This is a genomic window from Methylococcus capsulatus str. Texas = ATCC 19069 (assembly GCF_000424685.1).
Lineage (GTDB): Bacteria > Pseudomonadota > Gammaproteobacteria > Methylococcales > Methylococcaceae > Methylococcus > Methylococcus capsulatus.
The window spans coordinates 272254-284675 of record NZ_AUKJ01000017.1 but is presented as its reverse complement, the minus strand read 5'-3'; the positions used below and the strand labels follow the sequence as shown (position 1 = coordinate 284675).

Annotated in this window: 12 protein-coding genes; 7 read left to right on the top strand and 5 right to left on the bottom strand. The window is 65.3% G+C overall.

What is annotated here, in order from left to right:
• Positions 1–4: 4 nt before the first annotated feature.
• From H156_RS0105890 to H156_RS0105880, 3 genes are read left to right on the top strand one after another with little or no spacing between them, the layout of a single operon-like run.
• The gene (locus H156_RS0105890) at positions 5–790 is read left to right on the top strand and encodes a class II glutamine amidotransferase (RefSeq protein WP_017366101.1); all 786 of its coding nucleotides are present in this window, start codon (positions 5–7) and stop codon (positions 788–790) included.
• Positions 787–1626: a sulfotransferase gene (locus H156_RS0105885; RefSeq protein WP_017366102.1), complete on the top strand. Its 840-nt coding sequence runs from the start codon at positions 787–789 to the stop codon at positions 1624–1626. Before H156_RS0105890 ends, H156_RS0105885 begins: the two co-directional genes overlap by 4 nt.
• Positions 1623–2705, top strand: coding sequence for a glycosyltransferase (locus tag H156_RS0105880; protein WP_017366103.1), 1083 nt, complete (start codon positions 1623–1625; stop codon positions 2703–2705). The genes H156_RS0105885 and H156_RS0105880 overlap by 4 nt, the downstream gene beginning before the upstream one ends.
• 7 nt (positions 2706–2712) lie before the next feature.
• On the opposite strand, the gene H156_RS0105875 is transcribed toward H156_RS0105880, so the two are convergent.
• The 3 genes from H156_RS0105875 to H156_RS0105865 are packed head-to-tail and all read right to left on the bottom strand — an operon-like array spanning position 2713 to position 5451.
• Entirely contained in the window at positions 2713–3837 is a 1125-nt protein-coding gene (locus tag H156_RS0105875) for a glycosyltransferase (protein ID WP_036246154.1), read from the bottom strand.
• A gap of 20 nt (positions 3838–3857) precedes the next feature.
• Complete coding sequence (locus H156_RS0105870; RefSeq protein WP_017366105.1) at positions 3858–4526, bottom strand: TMEM165/GDT1 family protein; 669 nt, start codon at positions 4524–4526, stop codon at positions 3858–3860.
• 1 nt (position 4527) lies between these two features.
• Positions 4528–5451, bottom strand: a complete 924-nt coding sequence (locus H156_RS0105865; protein WP_017366106.1) for a ZIP family metal transporter — start codon at positions 5449–5451, stop codon at positions 4528–4530.
• Between the two features lie 166 nt (positions 5452–5617).
• Between H156_RS0105865 and surE the strand changes: the two genes are divergently transcribed.
• From surE to H156_RS0105845, 4 genes are read left to right on the top strand one after another with little or no spacing between them, the layout of a single operon-like run.
• Positions 5618–6373, top strand: coding sequence for a 5'/3'-nucleotidase SurE (surE, locus tag H156_RS0105860; RefSeq protein ID WP_017366107.1), 756 nt, complete (start codon positions 5618–5620; stop codon positions 6371–6373).
• Positions 6370–7029, top strand: coding sequence for a protein-L-isoaspartate(D-aspartate) O-methyltransferase (locus H156_RS0105855; RefSeq protein ID WP_010961644.1), 660 nt, complete (start codon positions 6370–6372; stop codon positions 7027–7029). The genes surE and H156_RS0105855 overlap by 4 nt, the downstream gene beginning before the upstream one ends.
• Positions 7030–7033: 4 nt before the next feature.
• On the top strand, positions 7034–9712 hold the full coding sequence (locus H156_RS0105850) for a bifunctional acetate--CoA ligase family protein/GNAT family N-acetyltransferase (RefSeq protein ID WP_017366108.1): 2679 nt from the start codon (positions 7034–7036) through the stop codon (positions 9710–9712).
• A 4-nt stretch (positions 9713–9716) separates the two neighbouring features.
• Positions 9717–10196 (top strand): DciA family protein, encoded by a 480-nt coding sequence (locus H156_RS0105845; RefSeq protein ID WP_017366109.1) that lies wholly within the window; start codon positions 9717–9719, stop codon positions 10194–10196.
• Positions 10197–10200: 4 nt separating this feature from the next.
• Here the strand turns inward: H156_RS0105845 and lpxC are convergent, their stop codons facing one another.
• The gene (lpxC, locus tag H156_RS0105840; RefSeq protein WP_010961647.1) at positions 10201–11115 is read right to left on the bottom strand and encodes a UDP-3-O-acyl-N-acetylglucosamine deacetylase; all 915 of its coding nucleotides are present in this window, start codon (positions 11113–11115) and stop codon (positions 10201–10203) included.
• A 135-nt stretch (positions 11116–11250) separates the two neighbouring features.
• Positions 11251–12399 (bottom strand): cell division protein FtsZ, encoded by a 1149-nt coding sequence (ftsZ, locus tag H156_RS0105835; protein ID WP_010961648.1) that lies wholly within the window; start codon positions 12397–12399, stop codon positions 11251–11253.
• Positions 12400–12422: the final 23 nt, after the last annotated feature.

Sequence of the window (12422 nt, the reverse complement as noted above, 5' to 3'; positions counted from 1 at the left end):
TCCCATGTGCGAACTGCTAGGCATGAATTGCAACGTGCCGACGGACATCTGTTTCTCTTTCCGCGGCTTCACCCTCCGCGGCGGGCAGACCGGTCACCATACCGACGGTTTCGGCATCGCCTTCTTCGAGGATCGAGGCTGCCGAGTGTTCCTGGACTACCAGCCCTCCGCCGGATCGCCGATCGCCGAGCTGATCCGGAACTACCCGATCAAGTCGACCCACGTCATTGCTCACATCCGCAAGGCCACGGTCGGCGGGATCACGCTCGCCAACTGCCATCCCTTCCAGCGGGAGATGTGGGGACGAAACTGGATCTTCGCCCACAACGGCAACCTGGAAAACCTGCCCGCATTGCGCCGGCGCCATTACCGCCCGGTCGGCACCACCGACAGCGAGCAGGCTTTCTGCCTGATCCTGGAAACCCTGCGCGAACGTCATCCCGAACCGCCTGAAAGTGGCGATCTGGTCCGCACGATCGTCGAGGTGACGCGCGCAATCGCCGGACACGGGACTTTCAACTACATCCTGTCCGACGGCGAACTGATGTTCGCCCATTGTGCCACCCACTTGCACTACATCGTCAGGCAGGCGCCGTTCAGTCACGCCCACCTGGTCGACGAAGACCTCACCGTCGATTTCGCCGATCTCACCACGCCGGAGGACCGGGTGGCGGTCATCGCGACCCGACCGCTGACCGACAACGAAACCTGGACCGCCATGGCGCCGGGCGAACTGACCGTATTCAAGGACGGTGCGCCGGCGACATTCCCGACCGGAGACTTCGAATGACCCACCGCATCCACATCGTCGGCTGCTCGCCCCGCAGCGGGACGACGCTGCTCAACGAACTCATGGTGACCTGCTTCGAGATCGGCGGCTTCGCCGAGCACGAACAGAGCATCTACAAGCCCTATGACTACAGGGACGAGATCCTGCTGACCAAGTATCCGCTGCAGACCACCGTGGTCGCCCCGTTCCTGGCGGTAGACCCCGACCTGTGGGTGATCTACCTGCTGCGCGACCCGCGCGATGCCATCTCCAGCCGCAGCCACCGCAAGGACACGCAGCGCTACTGGAGCAACCTGGGACTCTGGCGCGAACTGCACGGTGCGGCCACTAAACTCATGCGCCATCCGCGCTTCATCACGATCCGCTATGAAGACCTGGTCACCGCTCCCGACGCCGTGCAGCGCGAGTTGATGGCCCGTCTGCCGTTCCTCGCGCTGCGCCATCCCTTCAGTGAGTTCCACCGCCACGCCCGGCCTTCCCGAGATTCGCTCGATGCCCTGGGGAGTCTGCGGCCGATCGACCCCGGCAGCATCGGCAACTGGCGCCGGCACAAGCCGCACCTGGTGGCGCAGATGGCGAAGTACGGCGATCTGTCCAAGCTTCTGATCGAGCTCGGCTACGAGAAGGACGATAGCTGGCTGGCCGAGCTGGAAGGCGTGTCGCCCGACGACAGCGGAAGCCTGGTGCTGCCGGAGCGGCCCTGGTATTGGCACCTGGGCAAGCGGCTGGACCTCTACTGGCGTGCAGCGGTGTACTGGCTCACCCGCCAGCCGGCGCTGACGCCGACGCTCTACCAGCTGCGCACCCGCCGCCGGCAACGGAAGTCCGCTCGATGAACGGTGCACCTTTGATCTATGTCGCCCGCTGTCGTTTGCACCGCAACGGCGCCAACCTGATCCAGGCACTGCACGTCGCCGAAAGCTTCGACCGGATCGGCGTGCCGACCCGACTGTACCTGCCGCCAGCCAAAGGCGTCACCGTCACGGCACGGTTGCGCGACTTCGGCATCGACGAATTCCTGGACCTGCGGCTCGATCCCTGGCTACATACCCGCTTCGGCCTGTGGCCGTTCTTCGTCCGCCATTTGGGCGAACTGCGCCGAGCCCGTGGCATCTTCACCCACAACCTGATGCTCAGCCGCTGGCTGGCCCGGTTTGGCCTCAAACACGTGCTGGAGATCCACGACGCCGACCGCGACCTGGTCCAGGGCGGCTGGATGGATCATGTGGTGGGCTGCCACCGCAGCCGGATCATCGACTGGCTGGTGCCGGTCAGCCGCGCCGCCGCCAAGGTACTGACGGAATCCGGCGCCGACCCGGAACGCGTTCTGGTCGCCCCCAACGCGGTCGCCTTGAAGGCCTACGCCGCGCTGCCGAAATTCGACCCCACCCGGCTCGATCACCCGACTTTCGTCTATCTGGGGACGCTGGCCGCGGACCGGGGGCTTCATGTCTTCGACGCCCTGGCAAGACGCGGCATCGGCCACGCCGTGCTGATCGGCGAGTCCGAACCGGGCTCCCATTTCGTCACGCCGGACAGCGTGGAATCCCATCCCTTCGTACCGCACCACGAGGTACCCGGCTGGTATGGCCGCAGCGACATCACCCTGCTGCCCTACCCGCCGCAGCTCGCCACTGCCGATTCAATGAGTCCGATGAAGCTGTTCGAGGCGTTGGCCGCCGGCCGGCCCATCATCGCCAGCGACCTGCCGGTGCTGAGGGAGCTGCTGGAACACGAGAAAACCGCCCTGCTGGTCGATCCGGAGGACATCGAGGCATGGATCGCCGCGATCCGGCGGCTTCAGTCCGACCGCCAGCTGGCCGTCCGCCTCGCCCATGCCGCCGCCGAACGCGCGCACGATTTTTCCTGGGAGAAACGGGAAGAGAAGATCGCTCGGACCTGCGGCTGGCTGTAAGGGTCCATCAGGGAAAGAACGTCTCCAAATGCATCCGGATGCTGTTTTCTACGGCATAGCCCTGCACCGCTTCGCGGAGGATGGCGGGGGACAAAGGATGATCCAGTGTCACCGCCATCGCCTCGGCCATCGCCTCCGCGTCACGCATCGGCACCAGCGGCCCGAAGCGACCGCCCTGCAGGATCTCGCGTGGTCCGCTGCGGCAATCGGTGGCGACCACCGGAGTGCCGACGGCCATCGCTTCGATGAGCACGTTCGGACATCCTTCCCATAGCGAGGACAGCACGAACAGCCCGGACCGCGCCATGTAGGCGTACGGGTTGGAGACGAAGCCGGCCAGCTCGAAATCCGCCCCGACCCCAAGCTCACGGGCTTGTGCCTCCAGACGTTCCTTCTGACGCCCCTGGCCGAGGATCATCAGGCGGCATGGGCGGTAGCGCCGCAGCAAGGCGAAAGCCTTGAGCAGCGTCCCGAAGTCCTTGGCCCGCCCCAACCGGCCGGCACCGAGAATCACCGGCGGCTCGCCGGACGCGAACCAGGGGTGGGTGAGGGGTTCCTCCGCCGCCGCCAGCAGTTCAGGGGTGATGGTGGGATTGGGCAGGACCGCGATGCCGTCACGGGGTAGATCCAGGAAGGTCACCAGATCATCCGCCACCCCTTCGGAATTACAGATCACTCCGTCGCACTGGCTGTAGATCTGCCGGAGTCTGCGGCGGTACAGGGCGCGGTTCAACCGGAACCGGTACTGGTTCGCCAGCCGTACCGACAAGGTGGTGACCATCCGAAGGAAAAAACGGACCCCGGGATCCCTGAGCTCCTTGCGCACGACCACGGCGATGCCATCGTCGCGCTCTTCGGTCGTCAGCACGACATCCGGTCGCCAGGCCCTCAGGAAGGCCAGCAGCTCGCGCGCCAGGCACCGGTCGCTGCGGCTCGGCAGCACCACCTGACGAACCTGCGGATACAGCTGCTCGGTGAACAGTTCGTTGGGGCGGTTCACCAGGACGCTGACTTCCATGCCGGCCCGTACGAAGCCATTGGCGAGATTGACGATGTCACGTGCAACCCCCCCTTCCCCGAAACTCGGGCCGAACAGGACGATGTGGCGGGATGCGCTAGCGGGCGTCTGCATGAGGAAAATCCACTCCGCCTTCAACGGAAGGCGCGGATGATCTCCAGCGCCGCCGGCAGGGCCTCCATGCCCGCATAAACCGCCAGCGCCAGAAACAGGACACCGCTGAGCCGGTGCAGCCAGACCAGCGGGATCGTCTGCAGGACGGTCCGCCCCGCCCAGATGCCCAGCACCGAGGTCAGGACCAGGGCGAGCGAAGCCCCGGCCCACACCGCCGAAGGCGACACCGACGTGCCCAGCCCGGCCACTGCCAGCTGGGTCTTGTCCCCGAACTCGGCGAAGAGGATCATCAGGAAGGTCGTGACGAAGACGCCGTGTCCGGGCTTTTCCTCGACCGACTCCTCCCCCGTCTCCTCCCGCGTCAGCACGGATTTCAGACCGAACCCCAGGAACAGCAGGGCGACCACACCCGCCACGACGGGCCGCGGAACCCAGTGGACCAGGGCCGCGCCGAACAGTACCGCTGCCAGATTGAGCAACCCGAAGGCGGCCGTTGCGCCCAGCAGCACTGGCAAACCGCGGTGACGAGCCGCCAGCGTCATGCAGACCAACTGGCTCTTGTCGCCGATCTCGGCGGCGGCGATCAAGGCAAAAGTGGTGGTGGAAGCCGTGGCCCATTCCAGGGCGCCGGAGGGCAACGTCGGTGAGCCGGCCCATTCGGGCAGGCTCCAGGACCAGAAACAGGACATGTCAACTGAACAGATTATCCAGGATCATCATGACGATGAAGCCGACCATGACGGCGAAGGTCGCTGCCCGCATCTTGCCGCGGGACTGGGTCTCGGGAATGATGTCGTCGCTGATCACGAACAGCATCGCTCCGGCGGCGAACGCCATACCCAAAGGCAGCAGCGGGAAGAAGGCGGAGACCATACCCAACCCCAGGACCCCGCCGAGCGGCTCCACCAGCCCGGTCAGGGTCGCGATCAGTACCGCCTGACGGCGCTCGTAGCCCATCCCCACCAGGGGCATGGCGACTGCCAGCCCTTCGGGAATGTTCTGCAGACCCACGGCGATCGCCAGCGTGGCACCGTTGTGCCAATCACCGCCGCCGAAACTCACGCCGACCGCCATGCCTTCGGGGAAGTTGTGCAGGGTGATGGCGACGATGAAAAGCCAGATTTTCCGGAGCGAGCCGATCAATTCGCCTTTCTGCGCCAGAAATCGCTCATAAGGCAGCATACGGTCCGCCACCTCCAGGAACAGGGAACCGGTCATCATGCCGAGCGCCACTGCGAAGATGCCCTTCCCCGGCCAGATTTCGTTGCCATACTGGATGCCGGGCACGATCAGGGAAAACGCCGTCGCCGCCAGCATGACGCCTGCCGCCCCGCCCAACATGATGCACAGGGTACGGTGGGAAACGTCGCGGACGAACAGCGCGGGCAAGGCGCCTGCCCCGGTCGCGAGTCCCGCCAGGATACTGGCGAGAATCCCGGCGGCGATCACCGGGCTGAGGTAAATGTAGACCAGCGCCAGCGCCAGGGTGAGCGATACGACCGCGGAAGCGACCACGACCAGCCGCTGCATCAGCGGCGGCAGAGCGCGGTAGCGTCGTGCCAGCGGCGAGGTGCCGATGCGCTCGCTCAGTTGCTTGAAAACAGCCGCCGCCATGTTCCCTCCTGCTCGATGCCGAAGAATGAAGTGGGTGCCGGAACACGGGCGCAACGGCCCCGCTCCCTTGCCAGCGGATTATACCTTTATGCCAGGATGCTCGACCGGTGAGAGCATTTTCTGGTTAGAATGAAAACATTGGTCTGGTCCGATCCTTCCGCCCTTCATGCACATACTCCTTAGCAACGACGACGGCTACGCCGCCCCCGGTCTTCGCGCCCTGGCCGCCGCCCTTTCGCCGTTGGCCAAGATCACCGTCGTCGCCCCCGAACGCAACCGCAGCGGTGCCAGCAACTCCTTGACCCTGGAACGGCCCTTGCGTGCCACCCGCGCCGAGAATGGCTTCATCCGGGTCGATGGGACGCCTACGGACTGCGTCCACCTGGCCATCACTGGCCTGCTCGACAGCGAACCGGACATGGTGTTCGCCGGCATCAACCACGGCGCCAATCTGGGCGACGACGTCATCTATTCCGGTACCGTCGCCGCGGCTACCGAAGGCCGTTTCCTCGGCCTGCCGGCCGTGGCGATCTCGTTGGCCGCCCACAACCCGGAGCACTTTGAAACCGCCGCCCAAGTCGCCGTCGAGCTTCTGGAGCGCATCCGGGAAAACCCGCTGCCGGCGGACACCATATTGAACGTCAACGTTCCCGACATTCCCCCGGATGAGCTCAGAGGCTATCGGGCCACGCGGCTCGGCGCCCGCCACAAAGCGGAAGCGGTCGTCCGCACCCGCGACCCGCGCGGGCGGGAGATTTTCTGGGTGGGCTGCGCCGGCCCCGAGGCCGATGCGGGCCCCGGCACCGATTTCCACGCCATCCGTCAGAACTGTGTTTCGGTCACCCCGCTGCAGATCGATCTCACCCGCTACGAGCGGCTCGATCAACTGAGCGCATGGCTGCCCGGCAGAGTCACCGCATGAACGTCCGCCTGCAGGGCATCGGCATGACGTCGCCGCGCACCCGCGAGCGCATGGTCGGCCGCCTACGGGAACTGGGGATCCGCCACCCCAGGGTGCTGACCGCCATGCGCAGCATCCCCCGCCACATCTTCGTCGAAGAGGCTTTCGCCAGCCGGGCGTACGAAGACATGGCCCTGCCGATCGGCTTCGGCCAGACCATCTCGCGGCCTTACACGGTCGCCCGCATGACCGAACTCCTGCTTGAGGACGGCCCCTTGCGCCGCGTGCTGGAAGTGGGCACCGGCTCCGGCTACCAGACCGCCGTCCTGGCCCAACTGGTCGGCACCGTCTATTCGGTGGAGCGCGTCCATGCCCTACAGGAGCGGGCCATCCGCAGCCTGGCCGACCTGAACCTCCGGAACGTGCGGCTGAAACACGGCGATGGCCATCTGGGCTGGCGCGAATCCGGCCCGTTCGACGGGATCATCGTGACCGCCGCCCCGCCGCGCCTGCCGGCTGCGTTGCTGGACCAGCTCAATCCCGGCGGCGTGCTCGTCGCTCCGATCGGCGTGGGCCGGCAACAGACGCTCGAACGCATCATGCGTACCGACGCGGGCTACGAAGCCCGCTCCGTGGAGCCGGTCGTGTTCGTTCCGCTGCTGGCCGGCACGGTGTAACGGCATGGCCGGCCCCTACCTCGACACCCTCTTCCAGCCCCGCAGTGTTGCCGTGTTCGGCGCCAGCGAACGGCCCGATTCGGTGGGATTCCGCCTCTTCAGCAACCTGCTCGAAGGCGGCTTCCGCAACCCGGTCCACCCCATCAATCCCAGGCACGAAAAGATCCTGGGTCAGCGCTGCTACAAGTCGCTGAGCGAAGTCGACGGCGCCGTCGATCTCGCCCTGATCGCCACCCCGGCACCGACCGTTCCCGGAATCCTGAGGGAATGCGGCGAACAAAACGTCCGCGCCGCGATTGTGTTTTCCGCAGGTTTCGGGGACGGCGACGACCAGGGCCGCCGCCTGTCCCAGTCCTTGCTCACGGAGGCCGGAAATCAGGGCATAAGGCTGCTCGGGCCGAACTGCCTGGGACTGATGCGGCCCAGCCTGAATCTCAATGCCACCTTCAGCAACAATGTCGCCCTACCGGGCGGGCTCGCCCTGGTCTCCCAGTCCGGCGCCTTGTGCACGGCGATCGTCGACTGGGCCAGCGCCCACCGCATCGGTTTTTCGGTGGTGGCATCCATCGGCTCGGCTTACGACCTCGATTTCGGCGACATCTTGGATTACCTGGCGCTGGACCAGGAGACCCGCAGCATCCTGTTGTATGTGGAAGGCATCCGCGACGCCCGCCGCTTCATGAGCGGCTTGCGGGCGGCGGCTCGGCTCAAGCCCGTCATCGTCATCAAGGCCGGCCGCTACGCCGAAGGCTCGCGGGCCGCGGTCTCCCATACCGGCGCGCTGGTGGGCGCCGACGACGTGTTCGACGCCGCTTTGAAACGGGCCGGCGTGGTCCGCGCCAAGACGATCGAGCAGTTGTTCGCCGCCGCCCAGTTGTTGGCGAGCGCCCATCCGGTCCAGGGGGATCGTCTGGCCATCGTCACCAATGCCGGGGGCCCCGGCGTGATGGCGACCGATGCCGCGGTCGAACGCGGACTACGCTTGGCGGAGCTGTCCGAGGCCACGCTGCAACGCCTCGACCAGGTGCTGCCGGCGTTCTGGTCACACGGCAATCCCGTCGACATCATCGGTGATGCCACACCGGAGCGTTATGCCGCCGCGGTCGAGGTCTGCCTGGCCGATCCCGGGACAGACGGCCTCTTGGTGATGCTCACGCCGCAGGCCATGACCGATCCGACCGGCGCAGCGAAACGGACGATCGAAGCCATCGGCGATTCGAAAAAGCCGGTCCTGGCCTGCTGGCTCGGGGAAACCCAGGTCAAGGAAGGCCGGGCACTGTTCACCGACCATGGCATCCCCTCCTTTCCCAACCCGGAAAGCGCCACCCAGGCCTTCGGCTTCCTCGCCGAACATCATCGCAACCAGCAGATGCTGCTGCAGGTGCCCGGCCCCCTGGCCGAACTCGAACCGCCCGACATCCCAGGCGCTCACCTGATCATGGAAGGTGCACTGGGAGACAAGCGCAGCCTGCTTTCCCCCCTGGAAACACGGGCCATCCTCGGCGCTTTCCGCATCCCCATGCTGCCGGCCCTCCCTGCCCATTCCCCCAACGAAGCCCTGGCCGCGGCGGAGTGCCTGGGATTTCCGGTGGCCCTGAAAGTGCTGTCGCCCGACATTACCCATAAGTCCGACGTGGACGGCGTGATGCTCAATGTGACCCATGCCGAATCGGTGCGGCAGGCCTACAACGAACTGCTTGCGCGGGTGGGTCGGCGTAAACCGGATGCCCGTATCGAAGGAGTGTCGGTGGAAAAAATGTACACGGGGCGGCACGGGCGTGAACTGTTGGTGGGCGTGATCGATGATCCGGTGTTCGGCCCCGTGATCGGCTTCGGCGCCGGAGGCACGGCGGTGGAGATCAGCCGCGACCGGGCGATCGGACTGCCGCCGGTCAACGCCCATATCGCCCGCACACTGATCGGCCAGACCCGGATCTCCGCCGCCCTCGGCGCTTTCCGCAACCTGCCGCCGATCCACATGGAGGCGCTGGTCCAGACCCTGCAGCGGGTGTCGGAAATGGTGTGCGAACTGCCGCAGATCCGGGAGATGGACATCAATCCCCTGATGGCTGACGAAACCGGGGTCTATGCGCTCGACGCCCGGATCGTAGTGCGCCACCCGCCGGCCGGACGCCGGCGCTACGATCACATGGCGATCCATCCCTATCCCGCCCAATGGGTCAGCCGGTTCCAGCTCAACGACGGCACGACGGTCACCACCCGCCCCATACGGCCCGAGGACGCGGCGATGGTACAGTCCTTCGTCCGCGGACTGTCGGAGGAAGCCAAGTATTTCCGCTTCATGCAGTCGGTTCAGGAATTGAGCCCCGAAATGCTGGTGCGCCTGACCCAGCTCGATTACCACCGGGAACTCGCGCTGATCGCCACCGTCGAGACCGACCAAGGCGAGACGGAGGTGGCAGTCGCGCGCTTTTTCAGCAATCCGGGCGGAGCCACGGCCGAGTTCGCCATCGTCGTCGCCGACGCCTGGCAGCGCCGCGGCATCGGTTCCCGCCTCATGGCCATGTTGTCCGACGCGGCACGAGAAAAAGGGATACAAAAGCTGCAAGGCGAAGTGCTGGCGGACAATGGCAAGATGCTCCACTTCGTGGAGACGCTGGGCTTCTCGGCAACCCCATCAGCCGAGGACGCTTCGATCGTGCAAGTATTCAGGAATCTGTGAACGGATGAATCCCCCATCGTCACCGGCCGAAGAACAGCCGCATCCTCACCGGGTTTCCGATCTCATCCCCCGGAAAACCCTGGAAACCTGCCTGGCACGCATCGAAACCCACCGGAGGCTGCTGGAAACCATCCGGCGTCTGCTACCGCCGCCCCTGGCCCACCATTGCCGAGAGTGCGTGGCGGGAGATGGCACCCTGGTGCTTTACGCCGAGTCGGCCGCCTGGGCTTCACAGTTACGCTTCTACCTGCCCCGGATCATCGAAGAACTGGCGCAGGAAGGCCACGGCCAGTTCCGCCGGGGCAAGGTCAGAACGCTCTCCCTGGCCATGGAAGCACCGCGCGCCGCGCCCCGCCGACCGGCCCCACACCGTCCCCTCCCGGCGACGATCGCCGCGATCGACGCAGCTGCGCGGGCCAGCGAGGGTGACATTGGAACCGCCCTCGCCCGCCTGTGCAGCACCCTGCGCCGGTTGCCGCGTTGAATGCTCAGCGCCCTGCCGGCGCCGTCCGCATATAGGAGATCGGGGCGTACCCCTCGTCCTCGAAGCTCACCATCTCCCAGGCATCGCGCGCCTTCAGGAGTTCGCACAGCAGATGATTGTTGAGGCCGTGGCCGGATTTGTAGCCCGTGAACGAGCCGATCAGGCTGTGCCCCAGGAGATAGAGGTCGCCGATGGCATCGAGGATCTTGTGCTTGACGAACTCGTCGCCGCTGCGCAGGCCGTCCTCGTTGAGCACCCGGAATTTGTCCACGACGATGGCATTGTCCATGGAACCGCCTAGGGCCAGACGGTTCTTGCGCAGCATCTCGATGTCGCGCATGAAGCCGAAGGTACGGGCACGGGCGATCTCCTTGACGAAACTGGTCGAGGAAAATTCGATGCTGGCAGTCTGCGAGTTCTTGTCGAACACCGGATGATCGAAGTCGATGGTGAACGTCACCTTGAAACCGTCATGAGGCTCGAACCTGGCCCATTTGTCGCCATCCTCGACCTGGAGCGGCCGCTTGATGCGTATGAACTGCTTCGGCGCTTCCTGTTCCTGCACGCCGGCGGACTGGATCAGGAACACGAAGGGCCCCGCACTGCCGTCCATGATCGGCACTTCCGGCGCGCTGACGTCGACATAGGCATTGTCGATCCCGAGGCCGGCAAACGCGGAAAGCAGATGTTCCACCGTGGAGATGCGCACGTCGCCCTTCACCAGCGTCGTCGACAAGGTGGTGTCACCGACGTTGTCGGGCCGGGCATCGATCACCACCGGCTCGGCGAGATCGACCCGTCTGAACTTGATGCCTGAATTGGGTGCCGCCGGCCTGAGCGTCAGATAAACCTTTTCACCGGTGTGAAGACCCACGCCGGTGGCGCGGATGACGTTTTTCAAGGTTCTTTGTTTGATCATACAGATGTCCCCCCATACTAAGGGGCCGCCGTGCGGCGGCCGATCCGGTAGGTCGTTCGATGCGTCATCCGGGCCACGGTCCACATGTTTCCCGAAGGAGCTTTTGAAGGCGCGGAGAGAGCAGGAGCCGGAAACTCAATCAGCTTGGCGGCGCAGGAATGCGGGAATGTCGAGATACTCTAGATCCATCTCCTTACTGGGTTCGCCGCGCGGCTCGTGTTTGGGCTGCTTGCGCAGCACCGTGGGACGCTGCATCTGCTCGTAGTCGATTTCGCCGGTCTGCTTGTGCACCAGTTTCAGCGGGGCCTCGGAGACCATCTGGGACTGGCCCGAGAGTCCGGTCGCCACCACGGTGACGCGGACCTCGTCCTGCATCTCCGGATCGATCACCGTACCGATGACGACCATCGCCTCGTCGGAGGCGTAGTCCTTGACCGCATTGCCCACTTCGTCGAATTCGCCGATGGCGAGATCGAGACCGCCGGTGATGTTGACCAGGATGCCCTTCGCGCCGGACAGGCTGATGTCTTCCAGCAGCGGGCTGGCGATGGCCCGTTCGGCAGCGTCGCGCGCGCGGGTCGGACCGCTGCCCACACCCGTACCCATCATGGCGACGCCCATTTCCGACATGACGGTGCGCACGTCGGCGAAATCCACGTTGATGAGACCCGGACGGGTAATCAGCTCGGCGATGCCCTGCACGGCGCCGAGCAACACATCGTTCGCCGCCGCGAACGCGGCCATCAGACTCACGTCCTTGCCCAGCACCGGCAGGAGCTTCTCGTTCGGAATGGTGATGAGGGAATCCACGAACTGGCTCAGTTCCGCGATGCCCTTGTCGGCGACCAATCGGCGCTTGCGGCCTTCGAACGGGAACGGCTTGGTCACCACCGCAACGGTGAGGATGCCGGCTTCCTTGGCGATTTCCGCGATGACGGGCGCGGCGCCGGTACCGGTGCCTCCGCCCATGCCCGCCGTGATGAACACCATGTCGGCACCATCCAGCACCTCGAGGATGCGCTCGCGGTCGTCGAGCGCAGCCTGCCGGCCGATATCCGGATTGGCGCCGGCGCCCAGCCCCTTCGTCAGATTGTTGCCCAACTGGATGACGGTGCGCGCACCGAGGTTCCGGAGCGCCTGGGCATCGGTATTGGCACAGATGAAATCCACGCCCTCGATCTGACTGCTCACCATGTGATTGACGGCATTGCCGCCGCCGCCGCCGACGCCGATCACCTTGATGACTGCGTTCGGACTGAATGAATCTACGAGTTCAAATTTCATGTTCCCATCCCCTATGAATACGG

Coding starts and splice junctions, on each gene's coding strand:
- H156_RS0105880 (WP_017366103.1), top strand. CDS start 1,623: ATGAACGGTGCACCTTTGATCTATGTCGCCCGCTGTCGTTTGCACCGC.
- H156_RS0105890 (WP_017366101.1), top strand. CDS start 5: ATGTGCGAACTGCTAGGCATGAATTGCAACGTGCCGACGGACATCTGT.
- H156_RS0105875 (WP_036246154.1), bottom strand. CDS start 3,837: ATGCAGACGCCCGCTAGCGCATCCCGCCACATCGTCCTGTTCGGCCCG.
- ftsZ (WP_010961648.1), bottom strand. CDS start 12,399: ATGAAATTTGAACTCGTAGATTCATTCAGTCCGAACGCAGTCATCAAG.
- H156_RS0105865 (WP_017366106.1), bottom strand. CDS start 5,451: ATGGCGGCGGCTGTTTTCAAGCAACTGAGCGAGCGCATCGGCACCTCG.
- lpxC (WP_010961647.1), bottom strand. CDS start 11,115: ATGATCAAACAAAGAACCTTGAAAAACGTCATCCGCGCCACCGGCGTG.
- H156_RS0105855 (WP_010961644.1), top strand. CDS start 6,370: ATGAACGTCCGCCTGCAGGGCATCGGCATGACGTCGCCGCGCACCCGC.
- surE (WP_017366107.1), top strand. CDS start 5,618: ATGCACATACTCCTTAGCAACGACGACGGCTACGCCGCCCCCGGTCTT.
- H156_RS0105845 (WP_017366109.1), top strand. CDS start 9,717: ATGAATCCCCCATCGTCACCGGCCGAAGAACAGCCGCATCCTCACCGG.
- H156_RS0105885 (WP_017366102.1), top strand. CDS start 787: ATGACCCACCGCATCCACATCGTCGGCTGCTCGCCCCGCAGCGGGACG.
- H156_RS0105850 (WP_017366108.1), top strand. CDS start 7,034: ATGGCCGGCCCCTACCTCGACACCCTCTTCCAGCCCCGCAGTGTTGCC.
- H156_RS0105870 (WP_017366105.1), bottom strand. CDS start 4,526: ATGTCCTGTTTCTGGTCCTGGAGCCTGCCCGAATGGGCCGGCTCACCG.